Origin of the sequence: Tabrizicola oligotrophica, assembly GCF_011008935.1 — a bacterium.
In the GTDB taxonomy this organism is placed as follows: Bacteria; Pseudomonadota; Alphaproteobacteria; order Rhodobacterales; family Rhodobacteraceae; genus Tabrizicola_A; species Tabrizicola_A oligotrophica.
This window is the reverse complement of record NZ_JAAIVJ010000001.1, coordinates 615,293-637,571: the sequence shown is the minus strand read 5'-3', so window position 1 is coordinate 637,571 and position 22,279 is coordinate 615,293. Positions and strand designations below refer to the sequence as shown.

General features: G+C 66.0%; 23 protein-coding genes. 13 read left to right on the top strand and 10 right to left on the bottom strand.

Going from position 1 to position 22,279, the window contains the following annotated elements; translation table 11 throughout:
* Positions 1-8: 8 nt before the first annotated feature.
* Positions 9-1,478: a ribosome biogenesis GTPase Der gene (gene der, locus G4Z14_RS03085; RefSeq protein WP_164623271.1), complete on the top strand. Its 1,470-nt coding sequence runs from the start codon at positions 9-11 to the stop codon at positions 1,476-1,478.
* Between the two features lie 71 nt (positions 1,479-1,549).
* On the opposite strand, the gene serS is transcribed toward der, so the two are convergent.
* Complete coding sequence (gene serS / locus G4Z14_RS03080; RefSeq protein ID WP_164623270.1) at positions 1,550-2,854, bottom strand: serine--tRNA ligase; 1,305 nt, start codon at positions 2,852-2,854, stop codon at positions 1,550-1,552.
* A 46-nt stretch (positions 2,855-2,900) separates the two neighbouring features.
* The gene (locus G4Z14_RS03075; protein ID WP_164623269.1) at positions 2,901-3,911 is read right to left on the bottom strand and encodes a glycosyltransferase family 2 protein; all 1,011 of its coding nucleotides are present in this window, start codon (positions 3,909-3,911) and stop codon (positions 2,901-2,903) included.
* A 176-nt stretch (positions 3,912-4,087) separates the two neighbouring features.
* Here G4Z14_RS03075 and yajC point away from each other — a divergent pair, with 176 nt between their 5' ends.
* From yajC to G4Z14_RS03030, 9 genes are read left to right on the top strand one after another with little or no spacing between them, the layout of a single operon-like run.
* Positions 4,088-4,420, top strand: coding sequence for a preprotein translocase subunit YajC (gene yajC / locus G4Z14_RS03070; protein ID WP_164623268.1), 333 nt, complete (start codon positions 4,088-4,090; stop codon positions 4,418-4,420).
* Positions 4,421-4,432: 12 nt separating this feature from the next.
* On the top strand, positions 4,433-6,100 hold the full coding sequence (secD, locus tag G4Z14_RS03065; RefSeq protein WP_164623267.1) for a protein translocase subunit SecD: 1,668 nt from the start codon (positions 4,433-4,435) through the stop codon (positions 6,098-6,100).
* 14 nt (positions 6,101-6,114) lie between these two features.
* Positions 6,115-7,092 carry a protein translocase subunit SecF gene (gene secF, locus G4Z14_RS03060; protein WP_164623266.1) on the top strand — a complete coding sequence of 326 codons (978 nt, stop codon included), beginning with the start codon at positions 6,115-6,117 and terminating at the stop codon, positions 7,090-7,092.
* 3 nt (positions 7,093-7,095) lie between these two features.
* On the top strand, positions 7,096-7,455 hold the full coding sequence (locus G4Z14_RS03055) for an Mth938-like domain-containing protein (protein WP_164623265.1): 360 nt from the start codon (positions 7,096-7,098) through the stop codon (positions 7,453-7,455).
* The gene (gene ccmA / locus G4Z14_RS03050; RefSeq protein ID WP_164623264.1) at positions 7,452-8,081 is read left to right on the top strand and encodes a heme ABC exporter ATP-binding protein CcmA; all 630 of its coding nucleotides are present in this window, start codon (positions 7,452-7,454) and stop codon (positions 8,079-8,081) included. Before G4Z14_RS03055 ends, ccmA begins: the two co-directional genes overlap by 4 nt.
* A complete protein-coding gene (gene ccmB, locus G4Z14_RS03045) occupies positions 8,078-8,734 on the top strand; it encodes a heme exporter protein CcmB (RefSeq protein WP_164623263.1) in 657 nt (218 codons plus the stop codon). Before ccmA ends, ccmB begins: the two co-directional genes overlap by 4 nt.
* A gap of 47 nt (positions 8,735-8,781) precedes the next feature.
* Positions 8,782-9,510: a heme ABC transporter permease gene (locus G4Z14_RS03040; protein WP_164623262.1), complete on the top strand. Its 729-nt coding sequence runs from the start codon at positions 8,782-8,784 to the stop codon at positions 9,508-9,510.
* Positions 9,507-9,668: a heme exporter protein CcmD gene (gene ccmD / locus G4Z14_RS03035; protein WP_164623261.1), complete on the top strand. Its 162-nt coding sequence runs from the start codon at positions 9,507-9,509 to the stop codon at positions 9,666-9,668. The genes G4Z14_RS03040 and ccmD overlap by 4 nt, the downstream gene beginning before the upstream one ends.
* Positions 9,661-10,197, top strand: coding sequence for a DsbE family thiol:disulfide interchange protein (locus G4Z14_RS03030; protein ID WP_164623260.1), 537 nt, complete (start codon positions 9,661-9,663; stop codon positions 10,195-10,197). The genes ccmD and G4Z14_RS03030 overlap by 8 nt, the downstream gene beginning before the upstream one ends.
* Positions 10,198-10,276: 79 nt before the next feature.
* Here the strand turns inward: G4Z14_RS03030 and G4Z14_RS03025 are convergent, their stop codons facing one another.
* Genes G4Z14_RS03025 through glmU form a run of 3 tightly spaced genes read right to left on the bottom strand, consistent with a single transcriptional unit; the run spans position 10,277 to position 14,123 of the window.
* Positions 10,277-10,954 carry a DNA alkylation repair protein gene (locus G4Z14_RS03025; protein WP_407703792.1) on the bottom strand — a complete coding sequence of 226 codons (678 nt, stop codon included), beginning with the start codon at positions 10,952-10,954 and terminating at the stop codon, positions 10,277-10,279.
* Positions 10,955-10,956: 2 nt separating this feature from the next.
* Positions 10,957-12,774 (bottom strand): glutamine--fructose-6-phosphate transaminase (isomerizing), encoded by a 1,818-nt coding sequence (gene glmS / locus G4Z14_RS03020; RefSeq protein ID WP_164623258.1) that lies wholly within the window; start codon positions 12,772-12,774, stop codon positions 10,957-10,959.
* Positions 12,774-14,123 (bottom strand): bifunctional UDP-N-acetylglucosamine diphosphorylase/glucosamine-1-phosphate N-acetyltransferase GlmU, encoded by a 1,350-nt coding sequence (glmU, locus tag G4Z14_RS03015; RefSeq protein ID WP_164623257.1) that lies wholly within the window; start codon positions 14,121-14,123, stop codon positions 12,774-12,776. Before glmU ends, glmS begins: the two co-directional genes overlap by 1 nt.
* Positions 14,124-14,207: 84 nt before the next feature.
* On the opposite strand from glmU, the gene G4Z14_RS03010 reads away from it, so the two are divergent.
* Positions 14,208-14,870, top strand: coding sequence for an HAD hydrolase-like protein (locus G4Z14_RS03010; protein WP_164623256.1), 663 nt, complete (start codon positions 14,208-14,210; stop codon positions 14,868-14,870).
* A gap of 49 nt (positions 14,871-14,919) precedes the next feature.
* Here G4Z14_RS03010 and G4Z14_RS03005 read toward each other — a convergent pair whose 3' ends face one another.
* The 4 genes from G4Z14_RS03005 to gap (G4Z14_RS02990) form a co-directional block, all read right to left on the bottom strand.
* Positions 14,920-15,081 (bottom strand): DUF1127 domain-containing protein, encoded by a 162-nt coding sequence (locus G4Z14_RS03005; RefSeq protein WP_164623255.1) that lies wholly within the window; start codon positions 15,079-15,081, stop codon positions 14,920-14,922.
* 176 nt (positions 15,082-15,257) lie between these two features.
* A complete protein-coding gene (gene gap / locus G4Z14_RS03000) occupies positions 15,258-16,259 on the bottom strand; it encodes a type I glyceraldehyde-3-phosphate dehydrogenase (RefSeq protein ID WP_164623254.1) in 1,002 nt (333 codons plus the stop codon).
* A 126-nt stretch (positions 16,260-16,385) separates the two neighbouring features.
* A complete protein-coding gene (locus G4Z14_RS02995; RefSeq protein ID WP_164623253.1) occupies positions 16,386-16,529 on the bottom strand; it encodes a hypothetical protein in 144 nt (47 codons plus the stop codon).
* Positions 16,530-16,541: 12 nt separating this feature from the next.
* A complete protein-coding gene (gene gap / locus G4Z14_RS02990; protein WP_164623252.1) occupies positions 16,542-17,546 on the bottom strand; it encodes a type I glyceraldehyde-3-phosphate dehydrogenase in 1,005 nt (334 codons plus the stop codon).
* 190 nt (positions 17,547-17,736) lie between these two features.
* On the opposite strand from gap (G4Z14_RS02990), the gene G4Z14_RS02985 reads away from it, so the two are divergent.
* Both G4Z14_RS02985 and G4Z14_RS02980 read left to right on the top strand, forming a co-directional pair.
* On the top strand, positions 17,737-18,711 hold the full coding sequence (locus tag G4Z14_RS02985) for a DUF808 domain-containing protein (protein ID WP_164623251.1): 975 nt from the start codon (positions 17,737-17,739) through the stop codon (positions 18,709-18,711).
* 122 nt (positions 18,712-18,833) lie between these two features.
* Positions 18,834-20,018: an ABC transporter substrate-binding protein gene (locus tag G4Z14_RS02980; RefSeq protein ID WP_164623250.1), complete on the top strand. Its 1,185-nt coding sequence runs from the start codon at positions 18,834-18,836 to the stop codon at positions 20,016-20,018.
* Positions 20,019-20,103: 85 nt separating this feature from the next.
* On the opposite strand, the gene tkt is transcribed toward G4Z14_RS02980, so the two are convergent.
* Complete coding sequence (tkt, locus tag G4Z14_RS02975) at positions 20,104-22,119, bottom strand: transketolase (RefSeq protein ID WP_164623249.1); 2,016 nt, start codon at positions 22,117-22,119, stop codon at positions 20,104-20,106.
* Between the last annotated feature and the right edge of the window lie 160 nt (positions 22,120-22,279).

Genomic DNA, 22,279 nt, shown 5'->3' with positions numbered 1-22,279 from the left:
GACGCATCATGAGCTTTACGCTGGCCATCGTGGGCCGCCCGAACGTGGGCAAATCGACGCTTTTCAACCGGCTCGTGGGCCGCAAGCTGGCGCTGGTCGACGACCAGCCCGGCGTGACGCGCGACCTGCGCGAGGGCGATGCCAAGCTTTTCGACATGCGGTTCACCGTGATCGACACCGCCGGGCTTGAGGAAGTCACCGACGACAGCCTGCAGGGCCGGATGCGGCGGCTGACCGAACGCGCGGTGGAAATGGCGGATGCCTGTCTCTTCGTCATCGACGGCCGCGCCGGGGTGACGCCGACGGACGAGGTCTTTGCCGATATCCTGCGCAAGAAGAACGCGCGGGTGTTTCTGGCCGTGAACAAGGCCGAGGGCAAGGCGGGCGATTCCGGCGCGCTCGAGGCCTATTCCTTGGGTCTGGGCGAGCCGATCCGCATTTCGGCGGAACATGGCGAGGGGATGGACGACCTTTACCGCGAGTTGAAGCCGTTGGAAGGCGAGTTTGCCGAGCGCGAGGCGGAAAATGCGCCCGTGGTGGATGTGGATCTGTCGGAGGAAGAGGCCGAGCTGGAGGCCGACGAATTCGCCCATCATCCGACGGCGAAAAAGCCGTTGCAGATTGCGGTGATCGGGCGGCCGAATGCCGGAAAATCGACGCTGATCAACAAGATCCTTGGCTATGACCGCCTGCTGACTGGCCCCGAGGCCGGCATCACCCGCGACGCGATTTCGGTGCGCGCCGACTGGCAGGGCACGCCGATCCGGATCTTCGACACCGCAGGCATGCGCAAGAAGGCCAAGGTCACGGAAAAGCTGGAAAAGCTCTCGGTCTCCGACGGGCTGCGCGCCGTGCGCTTTGCCGAGGTGGTCGTGGTGCTTCTGGATGTGGAAATCCCGTTCGAAACCCAGGACCTGCGGATTGCCGATTTTGCCGAAACCGAAGGCCGGGCGGTGGTGGTGGCGATCAACAAATGGGATCTCGAGGACGAAAAGCAGGAAAAGCTGGCGGAGCTGAAAGAGATGTTCGAGCGTCTCTTGCCGCAATTGCGCGGGGCGCCCTTGATCACGGTTTCGGCCAAGACCGGCCGGGGCCTCGACCGGCTGCACGACGCCATCCGCAAGGCGCATGACGTTTGGAACCGCCGGGTGCCGACGGCCAAGCTGAACACCTGGCTTGGCGCCATGACCGAAGCCCACCCGCCACCGGCGCCGGGCGGCCACCGCATCAAGCTGCGCTACATGACGCAGGCCAAGACCCGGCCGCCGGGCTTTGTGGTGAAATGCTCGCGTCCCGATGAGCTGCCGGAAAGCTATAAACGCTATCTGGTCAATGGCTTGCGCGACCATTTTGACATGCCGGGCACGCCGATCCGGCTGTTCTTCCGCGGGCAGGGCGACCAGAACCCGTGGAAGGTGCGCAAGTTCCACACCCCGAGCCGGCTGCGCAAGCACAAGGAAAAGAACACCGGCGAGTGACCCTCCTCGGGCGCGCGTCGCGCTTCTCGTCGGGCAGGCCCCGCGATGAGCGCCGAAGGCGACGAAGAGCGTTACTCGAGGGTGCCCGCCGCCGAAATCCGGGTCTTGCCGCCAAGGTAGGGATGCAGCACCGCCGGCAGGTCCACCGAACCATCGGCCTGCTGGCCGTTCTCCAGAACCGCGATCAGGCAGCGCCCGACGGCAAGGCCGGAGCCGTTCAGCGTCGCCACGAACTCGGGCTTGCCGCCCCCATTTTCAGATTTGGCGGGGCGAACCCGCGCATTCATCCGGCGGGCCTGAAACTGGCCGCAGGTCGAGACGCTGGAAATCTCGCGGTATTTGCCTTGCCCCGGCAGCCAGGCCTCAAGGTCATGGGTTTTCTGCGCGCCAAAGCCCATGTCGCCGGTGCAAAGGACGATCGTGCGATAGGGAATGCCGAGCTTTTCCAGAATGGCCTCGGCGCATTTCGTCATGCGCTCGTGTTCCGCCAAAGCCTGATCCGCGGCGCAGATCGTCACCATCTCGACCTTCTCGAACTGGTGCTGGCGCAGCATGCCCGTGGTGTCCTTGCCCGCCGATCCGGCTTCGGAGCGGAAGCACTGGGTATGGGCGGTCATCCGGATGGGAAGCTGATTTTCCTCAAGAATCTCGCCCGCGACCATATTGGTCAGCGTGACCTCGGACGTCGGGATCAGCCACCAGCCATTGGTGGTCTGATAGCTGTCCTCGGCGAATTTCGGCAACTGGTTGGTGCCATACATCGCCTCTTCCTTGACCAAAACCGGAGTCCAGGTCTCGGTCAGGCCATGCTCGGCGATATGGGTATCCAGCATGAACTGCGCCAGCGCCCGGTGAACGCGGATCACCGCGCCCTGCAACACGACAAAGCGTGCGCCCGAGAGTTTCGCGGCGGCCTCGAAGTTCATGCCGGGCGCGACGCCGGCGATATCGAAATGCTCTTTCGGTGGAAAATCGAAGGTCCGCGGCGTGCCCCAGCGGCGGATCTCGACGTTGTCAGTCTCGTCCGCGCCGGTCGGCACGTCGTCCAGCGGCAGGTTCGGGATGCGCATCAGCATGTCGCGCAAGCTCGCATCCTCGGCGCCGGCTTCTTCGGTCAGCTTGGCCACCTCGGCCTTCTTCTCGGCCACCAGTGCGCGCAGGCGTTCGAACTCGGCATTGTCGCCGCGGGCCTTGGCGGCACCCACCTCTTTCGAGGCGGCGTTCTGCGCGGCGGCGGCGGTTTCGGCGGCGAGGATTTTCGCCCGGCGATCATTGTCGAGCGCGAGAATCTCCGGCGACAGCGCGGCAAGGCCCCGGCGGGCGAGGGCGGCGTCGAAGGCCGCCGGATTTTCGCGGATGGCGCGGATGTCGTGCATTTTGGGCCTCGAATTTCGGGACGGGTCTGGCAATGAAGTGGCGGGGTTATGCCCCATTCGCGCCGGATGGGGAAGGGGGGCCGCCCCGGCGATAGCGCAAGGGCAGAAGGGCGGCGATCATCGGGGCCACCTCGGCGCGGCGGGCGGCATCCAGCGCGGTGCAGGCGGCATGGGCGGCGGCCACCGCCGGATTGGCCAGCGCCTCGGCCATGGCGGCTTTCAGGGCGGGCACATCGCGTTGAAGGGCGGTATCCTCCATCTCATTGAAGTTGAAGATGTCGAGATACTCGGGATCGAACCGTTCGGGCGCGCAGTTCGGGTCCAGCCCGTTGCCGCGCAGGCGCTTCAGCAGGTAACGGTCCAGCGCCTTGATCGGGTAATGGTTGATCTGGCCCAGCCGCCAGCTCTGCCGGCCTTCCGGCACGCGGTGCCTTGGGCGGTCGTCCTTGTTGCGACCGAACTGGAAGGCGTGGCCCAGCGGCTTGCCCGCGCCGTCGCGGAAGGAAATCTCGGGGCCGTCGGTGAAGATCGGGCGGTGGATGGCAAATCCGGCGATGCGCGGCGTCAGGCGGAACAGGGTCTTCACGCTGCGGCTTTGCGGATTGTCGAGCGCCATGCCATGGCTGAAGCTTTCCACCACCAGCCCGCTGCCCGTCACCTTCCGCCCGCCATCGCCGAAGTTGCGCCAGTTCAGCGCCAGCGCCTCGGCCCCGCGCGCCGCCGCGATCAGGTCGGCCACCCGGCCCGCGCCGGCATGCACCACGAGGAATTCGTCGGCATCGAGCCACATCAGCCAATCTGCCCCGGCGAGCGCCGGATCGGCCATGGCGCGCGCCGCCACGGCGTCCTGCGGCGACAGGCCCGGCGGCGGCGTATGCCGGCGGTGGGTCAGCCAGCCGAGGCCCGCGAGCGCATCAAGCAGCCCGTCCGAACCATCGGTGCAGCCGTTGGTGTAGACAAGGATGTGATCGAAGCCGACCAGCCGGTGATAGAGCGCCCATTCCAGCACATCCGGGCCTTCGTTCTTCATTGCAGAGAGCAGGCAGATGCGCGGCATGCGGGCTCATTTCACCGGGGTTTTGACCCTGCTTACCCAACTCGCGGGGCGAATGCACATTGAATTGATCGGCGCAGACCCCATCTCGGGGCAACTTGCGCAAGCCGCTCGGCGCGGATAGGGTGCGCGCCGATCCATACCGGGGCGTGAGGCCCCCAACGACAAGGATATTGCCCATGTTCGTCACGCCCGCCTATGCGCAGGCCGCTGGTGCCGGTGGCGCCGGAGCCGCCTTCGGTTCCTTCCTGCCGCTGATCCTGATCTTCGGGATCATGTATTTCCTGCTGATCCGTCCGCAGCAGAAGAAGATGAAGGACCTCAAGGCGATGGTCGAGGCGCTGCGCAAGGGCGATCAGGTGCTGACGCAGGGCGGCATCATCGGCAAGGTTCACCGCGTCGGGGAAGATGGCGTGCTGGATGTGGAAATCGCCGATGGCGTCAAAGTCAAGGTGCTGAAGCACACCATCGTTCAGGTCATGAACAAGACCGAACCGGCCTCGGCCGCATAAGGCAAGCGAACCATGCTGCACACTCCGCTGTGGAAGCGCCTCCTGATCGTTGCGATCATTGTCTGGGGGATTCTCGCCGCCCTGCCCAATGTGTTCTACACGCGGGTCGAGCAGCATAACGACGCCAACAAGGCGATTGCCGCCGCGGAAGGCGTGGCGACCGAAGATCAGGCCGCGGCGCGCGGGCTTTGGCCCGAGGTGCTGCCCTCGGCGCTGATGAGCTTGGGGCTTGACCTGCGCGGCGGGGCGCATCTTCTCGCCCGGGTGCAGGTCGCCGACGTCTATGCGCAGCGCATCGACGCGCTCTGGCCCGAAGTGCGCGACGCCCTGCGCGATGTGCGCGATCAGGTCGGCGCGGTGCGGCGGCAGCCCTCGGTGCCGGGCGTCCTGCGGGTGACGATCAGCACGCCAGACGGCATGGCGGTCGCGCTTGAAAAGGTGCGGGCGCTGGCCACCCCGGTCATGACCCTGACCGGGGCAGGGGCATCTGACCTTGAGGTGGTGGCCGAAGGCCAGGACATCGTCGTGCAGCTGTCCGAGGCCGAACGGGTGGCGACCGACCAGCGCACTGTGCAGCAGAGCCTTGAAATCATCCGCCGCCGGGTCGACGAGGTCGGCACGCGCGAACCGACGATCCAGCGGCAGGGCGATGACCGCATCCTGATCCAGGTGCCGGGCATCGGCTCGGCGCAGGAGTTGAAGGACCTGATCGGCACCACCGCGAAACTGAGCTTCCATCAGGTTCTGGGCCGCACCAGCGATGCAGGCGCCGATCCCGGCGCGCGCAACAAGCTGGTGGGCGATGCCTATGACAAGGACATCTTCTACATCATCGCCGACGAAGCGGTCGTTGGCGGCGAAGAGCTGACCGACGCGCAGCCGTCCTTTGACCAGAACGGCCAGCCGGCGGTGAACTTCCGCTTCAACCCCTCGGGCGCGCGCGCCTTCGGCGACTACACCGCCGCCCATATCGGCGAGCCCTTCGCCATCGTGCTGGACGACGAGGTGATTTCGGCGCCCACCATCCAGGCCCATATTGCGGGCGGCTCGGGCATCATCACCGGCAGTTTCACCGTCGAGGAATCGACCAATCTGGCGGTCCTTTTGCGCGCCGGCGCGCTGCCGGCCAAGATGACCTTTCTGGAAGAACGCACCATCGGCCCTGAGCTTGGACAGGATTCGATCGACGCGGGCAAGCTTGCCGGCATCGTCGGCATGGTCGCGGTCGCGGCCTATATGGTGCTGAGCTACGGGCTGTTCGGCGTCTTTGCCAATATCGCGCTGGCGGTCAACGTCATCCTGCTGATCGCGGTACTGTCGACCATCGGGGCGACGCTGACGCTGCCGGGCATCGCCGGGATCGTGCTGACAATGGGGGTCGCAGTGGACAGCAACGTGCTGATCTACGAGCGCATCCGCGAGGAATTGCGCGACGGCAAGTCGCCGGCGCGCTCGGTGGAACTGGGCTTTGAACGGGCCTTCTCGGCCATTCTCGACAGCAACGTGACCGGCATGATCACCGCCGTCATCATGTTCATGATCGGCTCGGGTGCGGTGCGGGGCTTTGCCGTCACCACCGGCATCGGCATTTTCACCTCGATGTTCACCGCCGTCTATGTGACGCGGCTGATCGTCACGACCTATATCAACTGGCAACAGCCCAAAGCGCTTGTGGTCTGAGGGAGAGCGACAAAATGGCATGGCGTTTGCGGCTGGTTCCCGAAAAGACCACCATCGATTTCTTCAAGCTGCAATGGGTGACCTTCGGCGCCTCGGTCCTGGCGGTGGTTGTCTCGCTTCTGGCGGTGGCGGTCATCGGGCTGAACTTCGGCGTCGATTTCAAGGGCGGCACGACGATCCGCACTGAAAGCACGCAAGAGCTGGATGTCGGCGTCTACCGCGAGGCGCTGTCGGGCTTGAGCCTTGGCGACGTGGCGATCACGCAGGTCTTCGATCCGGGCTTCCGCGCCGATCAGCATGTGGCGCAGATCCGCATCGAGGCGCAGGAAGGCGAAGAGGCCATCACCCCCGAAGCCATCGCCGCCATCGAGGCTGCGCTGGTGGCGGTGGACCCGGCGATCACCTTCCCCTCGGTGGAATCGGTCGGCCCCAAAGTGTCGTCCGAACTGATCTGGTCCGCCGTTCTGGCAATCGCCGCCGGGGCCCTGGGCATCTGGATCTATGTCTGGCTGCGGTTCGAATGGCAATTCGCCGTCGGCACGGTGGCAGCGCTGATCCATGACGTTGTCGTCACCGTCGGCGTGTTCTCGATCTTCCAGCTCAAGTTCGACCTGACCATCGTGGCGGCGCTGCTGACCATCCTTGGCTATTCGGTCAACGATACCGTGGTGATCTTCGACCGGCTGCGCGAGAACCTTGCGAAATACAAGACCATGCCCTTGCGCGACATGATGAACCTGACCGCGAACGAGACGCTGAGCCGCACCATCATGACCGCGACGACGACGCTCATTTCGCTGACCTGCCTCATCATCCTTGGCGGCGACGTGATCCGGGGCTTTGTCTTTGCCATGCTGTTCGGCGTGGTGATCGGCACCTATTCGACGCTTTATGTCGCCAAGAACATCGTGCTGATGCTGGGGCTGGACCGCTCGGACAAGCCGAAGAACGGCAAGCCCTTGGACCACGAATTCGCCAATGTGGATGCCTGAGCCATGCGGCTCGTCGAGATCAGCTATGGCACGGCGCAGGCGATCGAGGGCTATGGCCCGGATTTCTTCCGGGTCGGCCCCCATGTCCTGCGCGGGCCCACGCTGGTCACGCCCTGGGATGCGGGACACTGGGGCGGGCTGAGCGACAGCGCCGCACCGCTGGCGCTGGCCGGCCGGATCGACGTGCTCCTGCTGGGCATGGGGGCTGCCATCGCCCCGGTGCCGCGCGCCTTCCGCGAGGCTTTGGAGGCGGCCGGGATCGGCGTCGAGCCGATGTCCACTCCTGCCGCCTGCCGCACCTACAACGTGCTTCTGGGCGAGGGGCGCCGCATCGCCGCTGCCCTGCTGCCGGTCGGGCCATGAGCCTCCTGTCCGCCCATGACCTTGCCGTTGCCCGCGCCGGGGTTCCGGTGCTGGAAGGCGTGGGCTTCGCGCTGGCCGCAGGTCGGGCGCTGGTGCTGCGCGGTCCGAACGGCATCGGCAAGACCACGCTTCTGCGCACTGTCGCCGGGTTGCAGCCGCCGCTGCACGGGCGAGTGCAGGCCGCCCCTGACGCGGTGGCCTATGCCGCCCATGCCGACGGGGTGAAAGGCACGCTGTCGGTGACGGAAAACCTGGCCTTTTGGGCTTCGGTCTTTGGCACGGCCTCGGTGGCGGCCGCGATTGACCGGATGAACCTGCGCGATCTGGCCGACCGCCGCGCCGCCAACCTCTCCGCCGGGCAAAAGCGCCGCCTTGGCCTTGCGCGGCTTCTGGTGACCGGGCGTCCGGTCTGGGTGATGGACGAGCCCACGGTGTCGCTGGACACCGCCTCGGTGCAGCTTTTCGGCGATGTGGTGCGCGACCATCTGGCCGCGGGCGGCGCGGCGCTGATTGCCACCCATATCGACCTTGGGCTGGATGCCGATGTGCTGGATCTCGGGCGCTTCCGCGCCCGGCCGGCGGCGGCGGGCGGCATCCGTTCGGCTTTTGACGAGGCGTTCACATGATCGCGCTTCTTTTCCGCGACTTGCGTCTGGCCGTCCGGGCGGGCGGGGGCTTTGGCCTTGGGCTGGCGTTCTTCCTGCTGGTCGCGGTGATCGTGCCCTTGGGCGTCGGGCCGGAACCCGCGACGCTGGCCAGAATCGCCCCCGGCATCCTCTGGGTGGGCGCGCTCTTGTCCTGCCTCCTGTCGCTCGACCGCATCTTTGCGCTGGATTTCGAGGATGGCTCGCTGGACCTTCTCGCCACTTCGCCCCTGCCGATGGAGGGCGCGGTGGCCGTGAAGGCGCTGGCGCATTGGCTGGTGACGGGCCTGCCGCTGGTGCTGGCGGCGCCGGTGCTGGGGGTGCTCTTGAACCTGCCGCTGCCGGGCTATCCCTGGCTGGTGATCAGCCTTGCGCTCGGCACGCCGGCGCTGTCGATCATCGGGGCCTTCGGCGCGGCGCTGACCGTCGGGCTGAAGCGCGGCGGCCTGCTCATGAGCCTTCTGGTGCTGCCCCTCTACATGCCGACGCTGATCTTCGGGGCCGAGGTGGTCAAGCGGGGTGCGGCCGGCATGACGGTTGCGACGCCGCTGGCGCTTCTGGCCGCGATCACCGCGGGGGCGCTGGCGCTCTTGCCCTTCGCGGCGGCTGCGGCAATCCGCGTCAATTTGCGCTGACCGCCGGACGTGCTAGAAAGCCCGCAGCGCCAAGCCAAGGAAGAACGATGTCGATCTGGGAATATGCCAACCCCAAGAAGTTCATGCAGACCTCGGCTTTCCTTCTGCCATGGGTCACGGGCCTTGCCCTGATCGCCATGCTGGTCGGGCTGGTCTGGGGCTTCTTCTTCACGCCCGACGCCGACAAGTTCGGCGCGACCGTGAAGATCATCTACCTGCATGTGCCCGCCGCGATGATGGCGATTTCAGCCTGGACGATGATGCTGGTCACGTCGCTGATCTGGCTCATTCGCCGCCACCATGTCTCGGCGCTTGCGGCCAAGGCGGCGGCCCCCATCGGCCTGATGTTCACCGTGATCGGCCTTGTCACCGGCGCAATCTGGGGCCAGCCGATGTGGGGCACCTGGTGGGCCTGGGATCCGCGGTTGACGGCCTTCCTGATCCTCGCGCTGTTTTATCTCGGCTATATCGCGCTTTGGGCGGCGGTGGAGAACCCCGACACGGCGGCTGACCTGACCTCGGTTCTGGCCATCGTCGGCTCGGTCTTTGCCTTCCTGTCGCGCTATGCAGTTCTCTTCTGGAATCAAGGGCTTCACCAGGGGGCTTCGCTGTCGCTGGATGAGCAGGAAAACGTCTCGGATGTCTACTGGCTGCCGCTGGTGGTCTGCATTGCGGGCTTCGTTCTGCTGTTCGTCACGCTGGTGCTGATCCGCACCCGCACCGAAATCCGTTCGCGCCGGTTGCAGGCGCTCCTGACGCGGGAGAGGCTGGCATGATGCCGGAACTGGGCAAATACGCCGGCGCGGTGATGTGGTCCTATGCGGCCTCGCTGGCGCTGATCCTTGGCTTCGTGGCGCTGTCGCTGTGGCAGTCGCGCCGGATGAAGCGGGCGCTGGACGAGGTGGAAAAACGGCAGGAGAAGGCCGGTGAATAGAGTTCTGCTGCTGCTGCCGGTTCTGTTGTTCGTCGGCCTCGGCCTGCTCTTCTGGACAGGGATGGGCCGCGACAACCCCAATGAGCTGCCCTCGGTGTTCATCGGCAAAGCCGCGCCGTCGATCGAACAGGCGGCCCTGCCGGGCATTCCGGCACCGCTGCAGGCCGATCTTCAGGCTGGCCGGGTGACCGTGGTGAATTTCTGGGCCTCGTGGTGCCCGCCCTGCCGGGCCGAACATCCGACGCTGAAGGCGCTTGCCGCCGAGGGCATCCAGGTGATCGGCGTCAACATGCTGGACCGCGAGGCGGATGCCCTGGGGTTTCTGGCCGAGGAGGGCAACCCCTTTGCCGCCATCGCCTATGATCCGAAGGGCAAGACCCGGCTGGAATGGGGCGTGACCGCCCCGCCCGAAACCTTCATCGTCAACGGCAAGGGCGAGGTGGTGTTCCGCTTCATCGGGCCGCTGGTGGGCGACGACTATCTGCAACGCTTCCGGCCGGAGCTGGACAAGGCGCTGGCGACGCAGTAGCGCCGCGCGCTTGTCGTGACGCCTTCGGCTTCTCCTCGGGGAGCAACGACGAGCGGCGAAGCCGACGAGGAGCAGGGTCTCAGAGATACTTCGCCGCTTCCTTGCGCGCAAAATTCTTCAGCTTCGCCCCATGCTCCTCGAGCCAGAGCCGCACGCGCGCGGCGTCATGTTTGGACAGATCGCGCAGCCACCAGGCGACCGATTTCTGGATGAACCAGTCGGGATCGGTGGCATAGCTTGCGGCCCAGCCCAGAACCCGCTCGCGGATGGCGGTTTCTTCGGGCTTGGGGTTGTTCTTCTTGGCGAAGGGCAGGGTGATGACCATGGCGGCGCGGCGTGTCCACATCTGCGGGCTTTGCGTCCAACCCTCCACCGTCGCGATGCGGTCGGGCTGCCAGACCAGCCGCTTTTGCCCGGCGATCATGGCGTGATCGGCAATCGCCCAGCCGTCGAAATCGGGCAGCCAGGACTGGATCAAGACCCACGCCCCCTCGTCATCGGGGCGGATGCGGGCCTGCGTCAGCAGTTTTGCCGCCGCGATCCGGGTCTCGTGGATGTCAGCCGCCCAAAGCGCGGCGGCCAGCGCCAGCCGGTCCTCCAGCGTGCAGCCCGCCCGCCACTGGTCGGTCAGATCGTCGATCTGCGGCACGCTCACGCCGTAAAACCGGCGGGTGGACTTGTGATAGGCCGCCATGTCGGCGGCCTTGGCCGGGTCGGCCAAAGCCTCAAGCGCGGCCAGCGCCTGTTCGACGGGCACGCTCATTCCACAGTCACCGATTTGGCCAGATTGCGCGGCTGGTCGACATCGGTGCCTTTCGCAATCGCAGTGTGATAGGCCAGCAGCTGCGCCGGCACCGAATAGAGGATCGGCGCGAACTGGGCGGCGACCTCGGGCAGGGTGATGGTCTTCCAGCAGCCCGCCCCCGCCTCGGCCACCCCGGCGGCGTCCGAGATCAGCACCACCTTGCCATGCCGCGCCATGACCTCCTGCATGTTCGACACCGTCTTGTCGAAAAGCCCGTCGCGCGGCGCCAACACGATCACCGGCACATGGCTGTCGATCAGCGCGATGGGGCCGTGCTTCAACTCGCCGCTCGCGTAGCCTTCGGCGTGGATGTAGCTGATTTCCTTGAGTTTCAGCGCGCCTTCCATGGCCAGCGGGAACATCGGGCCGCGCCCGAGGAACAGGATGTCCTGCGCCTCGGCGAGGTTTTTCGACACGGCGGAAATATCGGCCGACAGCCCGAGCGCGTGGTTCATCAGCCCCGGCAGGGCATTCAGCGCGGCCAGATGCCCGGCCAGACCCGCCGCATCCAGCCGCCCGCGGTCAAGCGCGGCCTTCAGCGCCAGAATCGCCAGCACCGTCAACTGGCAGGTGAAGGCCTTGGTCGAGGCCACCCCCACCTCGACCCCGGCAAGGATCGGCAAGGCGAGATCGCTTTCCCGCGCGATGGAGGAGGTGGCGACATTGACCACCGAGACCACCTTGCCGACATGCTCCTTTGCATAGCGCAGCGCCGCCAGCGTGTCGGCGGTTTCGCCCGACTGGCTGACGAACAGCGCCCATTGCTGCGGCGACAAGGGCGGCTCGCGGTAGCGGAATTCCGAAGCGATGTCGATTTCGACGGGCAGGCCGGCGATTTGTTCGAACCAGTATTTCGCCACATGGGTGGCATAACTTGCCGTGCCGCAGGCCACCATGGTCAGCCGGTCGACGCCCTTGAAATCAAGCGCTTCGGGCAGGCGCAGCGTGCCGTCGCCGGCAACGTAATGCTTCAGCGCATCGGCGATCACCACCGGTTGCTCGGCGATTTCCTTGGCCATGAAATGCTTGTAGCCGGCCTTTTCGATGCGGGTGGCGTCGACCTGAATCCGCGCCTCGGGCCGGTTGGCCAGCCGGCCCGCCTCGTCATAGATCTCAGCCCCCTTGCGGGTCAGAACCGCCCAGTCGCCCTCTTCCAGATAGGTGATGCGGTCGGTCATCGGGGCGAGCGCGATGGCGTCGGACCCCACGAACATCTCGCCCTCGCCATGGCCGATGGCCAGCGGACTGCCCTTGCGGGCGCAGATCATCAGGTCTTCCTCGCCTTCAAAGAGGAAACACAGCGCAAAGGCCCCGTGCAGCCGCTTCAGCGTCTCGCGGGCGGCCTCGGCGGGTTTTGCGCCCTTGTCGAGGTGATGGCGCAGCAGCTGGCTGACGGTTTCGGTATCGGTTTCGGATTCGAAAGCGGCGCCGGCGGCGGTCAGCTCGCTGCGCAGCTCGCGGAAGTTCTCGATGATGCCGTTATGCACGACCGCCACCCGGCCCGACAGATGCGGGTGGGCGTTCAGCGTGGTCGCCGCGCCATGGGTGGCCCAGCGGGTGTGGCCGATGCCGGACTTGCCGGGCAGCGGGTGATGCACCAGCAGGTCGGAGAGGTTGACAAGCTTGCCCACCGCACGGCGGCGGTCGAGCTTGCCGCCGTTCACCGTGGCGATCCCGGCGCTGTCATAGCCGCGATATTCCAGCCGTTTCAGCGCCTCGACCAGCAGCGGGGCCACCTCGTGATGGCCCAGAACCCCGACAATCCCGCACATTATGCTTTTCCTTTCGCGGCCTTGATGGCGCGCAGCCGTTCAAAGAGCTTGGTGGCCAGCCCCGCCTTGTTCACCTGCTTGGCGCGGGCCAGCGCCACGGCCTCGGCCGGCACATCCTCGGTGATGACCGAACCCGAGGCGGTGAGCGCGCCGTCGCCCACGCTGACCGGCGCCACCAGCATGGTGTCCGAACCGATGAAGGCGCGTTTGCCAATGCGGGTGCGGTGCTTCATCACCCCGTCATAGTTGCAGGTCACGGTGCCGGCGCCGATATTGGTGAACTCGCCCACGTCGGCATCGCCGATATAGCTGAGATGGCCGACCTTGACCCCTTCGTCGAGGATGGCGTTCTTGATTTCCACGAAATTGCCGACATGCACGTCCTCGGCCAGCTCGGCGCCGGGACGCAGGCGGGCGAAGGGGCCGACATCGGCGCCGCGGCTGACGTGGCAACCCTCAAGGTGGCAGAATCCCTTGATCTCGGCGCCGGATTCGATGGTGACGCCGGGGCCGAACAGCACGTTGGGGCCGATGATGGCATCACGGCCGATCACGGTGTCCAGCGCGAAGAACACGGTTTCGGGGGCGGTCAGAGTGACGCCGTTCTCCAGCGCCTCGGCCCGGGCGCGGGACTGGAAGGCGAATTCGGCCTCGGCCAGTTGCTGGCGGGTGTTGATGCCCATGGTCTCGGCCTCTTCGCAGATCACCACGCCGGCCGACAGGCCACGGGCGCGGGCCAGTTCCACGATGTCGGTCAGGTAGTATTCGCCGCTGGCGTTCTGGTTGCCGACTTCGGAAACCAGCGCGAAAAGCACCTTGGCCTCAGCGCAGATCACGCCGGAATTGCAAATGGTTATGCGGCGTTCCTCATCCGAGGCATCCTTGAACTCGCGGATCGCCAGCAGCCGGTCGCCCTCGGTCAAAAGCCGGCCATAGCGGCCGGGATCGGCGGCGTGAAAGCCCAGCACCACCACGGCATGATCGGACCGCGCCGCCAGCATCGCCTCCAGCGTCTCGGGGCGGATGAAGGGGGTGTCGCCGTAAAGCACGATCGCGTCGCCCGGTGCATCGGAGAGAAGCGGGGCGGCCTGCGCGACCGCATGGGCGGTGCCAAGCTGCGGCTCCTGTACCACGGTCTCGATGGTCTCGTCATAGCTGCGGGCGGCGCGGGCCACCGCCTCGGCCTCATGCCCCGTCACCACCACCACCTTGTCCAGCCCAAGGCTGGCCCCGGCCTGCAGGGCGTGATGCAGCATCGGCGCGGCGGCGAGCTTGTGCAGCACCTTGGGCAAGTCGGAATTCATCCGCGTGCCCATGCCTGCGGCCAGAACGATCAACGAAACCGGCATACTGCCCCTTTCCTTCTTTTGCTGCCCGTTTTACCCCGGATCGCGGGGTCTGCAAGCCCGCCCCGGCTCACGGAAGGTTACAATATGCGCACGGTGGTTTTCGATCTGGATGGAACGCTGGCCGATACCAGCGAGGATCTTCTCGCGGCGGCCAATGCCTGTTTCATCGCGCAGGGGCATGGGCTGGTGCTGGACGGGCGCGACCGGCTGACGGCGTTCCACGGTGGGCGGGCGATGCTGCGGGCGGGCTATGACCGGCTGGGGATCGGCTTTACCGAAGACGACATCGCGCGCGACTATCCGCGGCTGCTGGCCGCCTATGCCGAGGGCATCGACACCCATACCCGGCTTTATCCCGGCGCGGCCGAAGCGGTGGAGGCGCTGCGTTCGGCCGGCTATGCCACGGCGATCTGCACCAACAAGCCCGAGGGGCTGGCGGTGGAACTGGTGCGGCGGCTGGGGGTCACGGGGCTGTTCGGGGCGCTGATCGGCGCCGATACCTTGCCGACCCGCAAGCCCGATCCCGCGCCCTATGTCGCCTCGGTCGTCAAGGCGGGGGGCGATGTGCGGCGCTCGATGCTGCTGGGCGACACCGAGACCGACCGCAAGACCGGGCTGGCGGCGGGGGTGCCGGTGGCGCTGGTGACCTTCGGGCCGGAGGGGCGTTCGATCGAGCGGCTGGCGCCCGAGGCGCTGCTCGACCATTACAGCGATCTGCCGGCTCTGGTGGTGCGGCTGATCGGCTGACATGAAAAAGGGGCCTTGCGGCCCCCGGTCCATCGCGGTGTCTGCCGGCTCAGCCCCAGACGGCCTTGCGGGCCATCCGCTCGGCATCGCCGCGGAAGATCCCCAGATCCAGCGCCTCGGCGTCTGAGAGGTTGGCGATCTCGTCGCGGATGCGGCGGTAGGCGGCATGTTTGTCGGCTGCATCGCGCAGGCGGGTCATCAGGTTCAGCATGGTCTTTCCTTTCGTCTTGCGACCGGAGGACCCGGATGGTCGCTCCCTTCTTCGCATGTGCAGCATATGCGCCGCAGCGCTAGCGTTAACAACCCGCGCGCAGGCCTTGCCGCCATGCAGCCCGCGCATGGCAAAAGGGCGCCCGAAGGCGCCCCGTTTCCAGAATTTTCCTGCAATCAGATCAGCTTGCCCATCGCCACTGCGGTATCAGCCATGCGGTTGGAGAAACCCCATTCGTTGTCATACCACGACAGCACCGAGCACATCGTGCCGTCCATCACCTTGGTCTGGTCCATGTGGAACACCGAGGAATGCGGATCGTGGTTGAAATCCGACGAGACGTTCTTGAACTCGGTATAGCCGAGGATGCCCTTCAGCGGGCCGTTGGCGGCGGCCTTGATCGCGGCGTTGATCTCCTCGACGCTGGTGGCGCGCTTGGCGATGAATTTCAGGTCGACGACCGAGACATTGGGCGTCGGCACGCGGATGGCAAAGCCATCAAGCTTGCCCTTCAACTCGGGCAGCACCAGCCCCACGGCCTTGGCAGCCCCGGTCGAGGTCGGGATCATGCTGAGCGCGGCGGCGCGGGCGCGGTAGAGATCCTTGTGCATGGTGTCCAGCGTCGGCTGGTCGCCGGTATAGCTGTGGATCGTGGTCATCATGCCCTTTTCGATGCCGATGGCCTCGTTCAGCACCTTGGCCACCGGGCTGAGGCAGTTCGTCGTGCAGGAGGCGTTCGAGACCACGATGTCGGCGGCGGTCAGGGTGCCATGGTTCACGCCATAGACGATGGTCTTGTCGGCGCCGTCGCCGGGGGCCGAGATCAGCACCCGCTTGGAGCCGTTTTCCAAGTGCGGCAGGCATTTCTCCTTCGAGGTGAAGATGCCGGTGCATTCCAGCACCACATCGACACCGGCCCAGGGCAGATCGGCGGGGTTCTTCAGCGCCGTCACCTGCATCGGTCCGCGGCCGACGTCGATCCAGTCCGGGCCGGTGGTCACTTCGGCGGGGAAGCGGCCGTGGACGGAGTCAAAGCGCAGCAGGTGGGCGTTGGTCTCGACCGGGCCGAGATCGTTGATGGCGATGACCTGAATGTCGGTACGGCCGGATTCGATGATGGCGCGCAGCACGTTGCGGCCGATCCGTCCGAACCCGTTGATGGCAACCTTGACGGCCATGGCATTTCCCCCGGCTAGGGCGCGACTCACAGCGCGCGTTAGCGCTAACATCCGCAAAACGGCCAAAAGATCAAGCCGAAAAGGACCGGCCTGCTGCAATTCGGCAAAAGGTAGCGGGAAATGGCCTCAGCGCCAGATCGCAATCAGGTCGATCAGGTCGAGCATCTTGCGGGCCAGAAACAGCAGGGCCGACCCGCCATTCAGGCTAAGGTCGGCCAGCACGGCCAGGGCAAGAACCCCGGCAAGAACAAATGCAATGCGGTCGCTCAAGTCGCCTCCGGTTCAGCCCAGAAGCCGCCCCATCGCAGCGGCCACATCGGCCATCCGGCAGGAGAAGCCCCATTCGTTGTCATACCAGGCCAGCACGCGCACGGTGCGGCCGCCGACAACCTTGGTCTGATCCGGAGCAAAGATGCAAGATTGCGGCGTATGATTGAAGTCGATCGACACTTTCGGCTCGGGGTCATAGGCGAGAACCGCGCTCATCTTGCCAAGCGAGGCTTCGCGGACGATCTCGTTCACGTCGGCCACGCTCACGCTCTTGCCGGCGACGAAGGTCAGGTCCACCGCCGAGACATTCGGCGTCGGCACGCGGATCGCCGAGCCATCCAGCTTGCCCGCCAGTTCCGGCAGCACTTCGCCAATCGCCTTGCCGGCGCCGGTCGAGGTCGGGATCATCGCCATGGCGGCGGCGCGGGCGCGGTAAAGATCCTTGTGGCGGCGGTCCAGCGTCGGCTGGTCGCCGGTGTAGCTGTGGATCGTGGTCATCACGCCCGATTCGATGCCGATGGCGTCGTTCAGCACCTTGGCGAGCGGCGCGAGGCAGTTCGTCGTGCAGGAGGCGTTCGACACCACCAGATGCTCGGGCAGGAGGCTGCGGTGGTTGACGCCGTAGACCACGGTCAGGTCGGCGCGCTTGGCCGGAGCCGAGACCAGCACGCGCTTGGCGCCGCGCGACAGGTGGACGGCGGCCTTTTCGCGCTCGTTGAACTTGCCGGTGCATTCCAGAACGATATCAACGCCTTCCCAGTCCAGCTCCTCGGGGTTGTAGGTCGACATCACCCGGATCGGGCCGCGGCCCAGATCCAGCGTATTGCCTTCGACCTTCACCGAACCGGGGAAGCGGCCATGCACCGAGTCGTATTTCAACAGATGCGCATTGGTCTCGATCGGGCCGGTGGCGTTCATCGCCACGACCTGCACATCGTTGCGCCCCGATTCCGCGATATGCGCCAGCGTGCAGCGCCCGATGCGGCCAAATCCGTTGATTCCGACGGTGATGGTCATGTAGTGGTTCCTTGCAGCCATGGAATGCCCGCGCAGCCTATAGCGCAGACCACCCCTTGCCAAAAGCGCAAAAGCGACTGTTTTTCAGCGTGTTATCGCAAACATTGCCCGTTCGCGCTAACAAGTCACAGGCTTTGCCTTCGGGCACCGACCCGGCTAGACAGGGGGGCAGGCAAGGAACGGGTGGGTGATGAGCGGACTTCTGGCGCTTCTCGACGATGTGGCGGCGATTGCCAAGGTGGCGGCGGCGAGCGTGGACGACATCGCGGCGGCAGCGGCCAAGGCCGGGGCCAAGGCGGCGGGGGTGGTGATCGACGATGCCGCCGTGACGCCGAAATACGTCCACGGTTTTGAGGCCGACCGCGAATTGCCGATCATCTGGCGCATCTCGCTGGGCTCGGTGAAGAACAAGATCATCATCCTGTTGCCGGCGCTGCTGCTGCTGAACTATTTCCTGCCCGCCGCGATCACGCCGCTCTTGATGCTGGGCGGGGCCTATCTGTGTTTCGAGGGCGCCGAGAAGGTGTTCCACATGCTGTTTCCGCATGGCGACGCAGCGGTGGAGACGGATTTCGACATCCGCGACCCGGCGCATCTGGAAGAGGAAAAGGTGGCCGGCGCCATCAAGACCGATTTCATCCTGTCGGCCGAGATCATGACGATTGCGCTGGCCACGGTGGAAAGCCCGTCGTTCTGGATGCAGGCCATCACGCTCGCGGTGGTGGGGGTGGCGATCACGGTGGCGGTCTATGGTGCGGTGGCGCTGATCGTGAAGATGGACGACATCGGGCTGCACATGGCGGCCAACCGCCGGACCGCCGCCGCGCGGGCCTTTGGCCGCGGGCTGGTGGCGGGGATGCCGAAGCTGATGGCGGTCCTGTCCACGGTCGGCACGGCGGCGATGCTCTGGGTCGGCGGCTCGATCGTGCTGCACGGGCTGGAGGTGACGCATCTCTGGGCCTGGCCTTATGAGACCATTCACCACTTCGCCGAAACCGCCGCCCATGCCGTGCCGCAAGCGGCGGGCTTTGTCGCCTGGGCGGTGCAGGCGGGCCTTGACGGGGTCATCGGGCTGGCGCTGGGGCTGGCGCTGATCCCGGTCGCGACGCGGCTGATCGGGCCGGTGTGGGCGGCGATGACCGGCAAGAAAACGGCAACGCACTAGGCGCAAGCGGCGGCTTCCTGCGCGGTCACGGTGACGTTATGTCCCGTGGGCTTTTCGGGATTTCCCTTTTCACCTAAGTACTTGAGGCCGCCAGATCTGGCGGCGCGTTCAAGGAGACCAAGATGAAACATTTGATGGGCACCGTGGCGGCCTTCACCCTTTTGGCGGGTGCGGCTGTGGCAGAAGAGGTGAAGATCGGCGTGCTGCTGGGCTTTACCGGGCCGCTGGAATCGATCACCCCGACTATGGCCGCAGGGGCCGAACTCGCCATGGCCGAAGTCTCGGCCTCGGGCAAGTTTCTGGGCGGGTCGACCGTGACTCCGGTGCGATCGGATTCGACCTGCGTTGACGCGGCGGCGGCAACGGCTGCGGCCGAGCGGCTGGTGACGGCCGAAGGCGTCAAGGCGATCGTCGGGGCGGATTGCTCGGGCGTCACGGGCGCCGTGCTGCAGGCGGTGGCACGTCCGCAGGGCATTGGCATGATCTCGCCCTCGGCCACCTCGCCGGCGCTGTCGACCGCCGAGGATGATGGCCTGTTCCTGCGCACCGCGCCGTCGGATGCCCGGCAAGGCCAGATCATGTCGGATATCCTGACCGCGCGCGGCGTCAAGACCGTGGCGCTGACCTACACCAACAATGACTATGGCAAGGGCATGGCGGACGCCTTCGCCGCGGCCTTCACCGCTGGCGGCGGCACCGTGACCGCGACCGTCCCGCATGAGGACGGCAAGGGCGACTATTCGGCGGAAGTGGCGACGCTGGCCTCGGCTGGCGGCGAGGTGCTGGTGGTCGCGGGCTATGTCGATCAGGGCGGCAAGGGCGTGATCCAGTCGGCGGTCGATACCGGCGCCTTCTCGACCTTCTACCTGCCCGATGGCATGTATGGCGAAAGCCTGATCGCCTCAATCGGCGATGCGCTGAACGGCTCCTACGGCTCGGTTCCGGGCACCGACAGCGAGGGGGCGGCGACGTTTGCCGAGCTGGCCAAGGCCGCGAATTTCGACCCGTCCTCGTCCTATGCCGGCGAATCCTATGACGCGGCGGCGCTGATGCTGCTGTCGATGGCGGCGGCCAATTCGACCAAGGGTGCGGACTGGACCGCCAAGGTGATGGACATCGCCAACGGGCCGGGCGAGGTGATCCTGCCGGGCGAGTTGGGCAAGGCGCTGGAGCTGATCGCGGCAGGCACCGACATCGACTATGTCGGTGCGACTTCGGTCGAGCTGATCGGCGGCGGCGAAAGTGCTGGCAACTTCCGCGAGTTCGAGATCAAGGACGGCAAGATCGAAACCGTCGGCTACCGGTAAGCGGTTGGAATAATGCGAAACGGCCCGAGGGAAACCTCGGGCCGTTTTGGTTTCGGGGGCAATTTTCTTCGAAGAGGTTTGCGCGTCAGAGCAGCGCCTTGGCCTTTTCGACAGCGGCTTCGGCGGTGATGCCGAATTCCTTGTAGAGCCGGTCATAGGGGGCCGAGGCGCCGAAGGACGACATGCCGACGAAATCGGCCTTGGTGTCGCGGCCGCGCTCGCCCAGAAGCCAGCGGTCCCAGCCGAGGCGCACGCCAGCCTCGATCGCCACGCGCACCGGGCCGGCGGGCAGAACCTTCTTGCGATAGGCCTCATCCTGCTGGGCGAACAGCTCCATCGACGGCATCGAGACGACGCGGGTGCCGATGCCCTGCGCTTCCAGCATCTCGCGGGCTTTCAGTGCAATCTCCACTTCCGAACCCGTCGCCATCAGGATCACCTGACGCTTGCCGGTCGCTTCGGCCAGCACATAGGCGCCCTTGGCCGACAGGTTGGTGTTGGTGTGGGTCTTGCGCACCGCGGCAAGGTTCTGGCGCGACAGCGCCATCACCGAGGGGGTGGATTTCTGGCTGAAGGCGATTTCCCAGCATTCGGCCACTTCCACCAGATCGGCGGGGCGCAGCACCAGCGTATTCGGGGTGGCGCGGCTGATCGCCAGATGCTCGACCGGCTGGTGGGTCGGGCCATCCTCGCCAAGGCCGATGGAATCGTGGGTCATGACATAGACCACCGGCAGGCCCATCAGCGCCGACAGCCGCATCGCCGGGCGGGCATAGTCGGTGAAGGCCATGAAGGTGCCGGAATAGGGCCGCACGCCGCCATGCAGCGCCATGCCGTTCATGGCGCTGGCCATGCCATGTTCGCGGATGCCCCAGTACATGTAGCGCCCGGCGGGGGTTTCCTGATTGAACGCGCCAAGATCGGCGGTCTTGGTGTTGTTCGAGCCCGTGAGGTCGGCCGAGCCGCCAAAGGTTTCCGGCATGATCGGGTTGACCGCCGCCAGAACCTTTTCCGAAGCCGAGCGGGTGGCGAGTTTCGCCGGGGCCTCGACAGCGGCCTTCTTCACGGCGCGGATGGCGGCCGGCAGCTTGGCCGGGGCCTCATCGGTGAAGATGCGGCGCAGTTCGGCCTGCTTGGCGGCCGACAGCCCGGCCACGCGGGCCTGCCAGTCGGCATGGGCCGCAGCACCGCGGGCACCCATGGCTTCCCATTCGGCCTTGATGTTCGCCGGAATTTCAAACGGGCCGTGGTTCCAGCCATAGCCGGCCTTGGCGGCCTCGAGCTGGGCCTTGTCGGTCAGCGCGCCGTGGCCTTTCGAGGTGTCCTGCGCGGCATGGCCAAGCGCGATATGGGTCTTGCAGGCGATCAGCGTCGGGCGGTCCGACTTCTTCGCCGCCACCATCGCGGCATCAATCGCCTCGGGGTCGTGGCCGTCGCAGGCCAGCACGTTCCAGCCCGACGCGGCAAAGCGCGCTTTCTGGTCGGTGGCGTCCGAGAGCGAGACCTTGCCGTCGATAGTGATGCCGTTGTCATCCCACATCACGATCAGCCGGTTCAGCTTGTGCTTGCCGGCGATGCCGATGGCTTCCTGGCTGACACCCTCCATCAGGCAGCCGTCCCCGGCGATGACCCAGGTGTAATGGTCCTGCACCTTGGCACCCCAGCGGGCGCGCAGATGCGCCTCGGCCATGGCGAAGCCGACCGAGTTGGCAATGCCCTGACCAAGCGGGCCGGTGGTGGTTTCAACGCCTGCGACATGGCCGTATTCCGGGTGGCCGGCGGTGATGGCGCCCCACTGGCGGAAGTTCTTGATCTCGTCCAGCGTCACATCCTCATAGCCGGTCAGATGCAAGAGCGCATAGATCAGCATCGAGCCATGGCCGGCCGACAGGATGAAGCGGTCACGGTCGGGCCAGCGCGGCGCCTTGGGGTCGAACTTCAGGTGTTTTTCGAACAGCACGGTGGCCACATCGGCCATGCCCATCGGCATGCCGGAATGGCCGGAATTGGCGGCGGCCACCGCGTCAAGGGCAAGCGTGCGGATCGCGGCGGCGCGCATCCAGTGGTCGGGGTGGCGGGCGCGGAGGGTTTCGATGTCCAAGGCGGCTGTCCTGTGGCTGAAAGGGGCGTTGCGGGGTGCATATCAGCCTTGGCGGCAAGATCAAGCACGGCCCGCAAGCTCTTGGGCTTAAACACAAGACCGCGGGCGCGGCTGCGGCTATGATCGGGCTTGACGCTGGCCGTGCGATTCGCAACGGTTG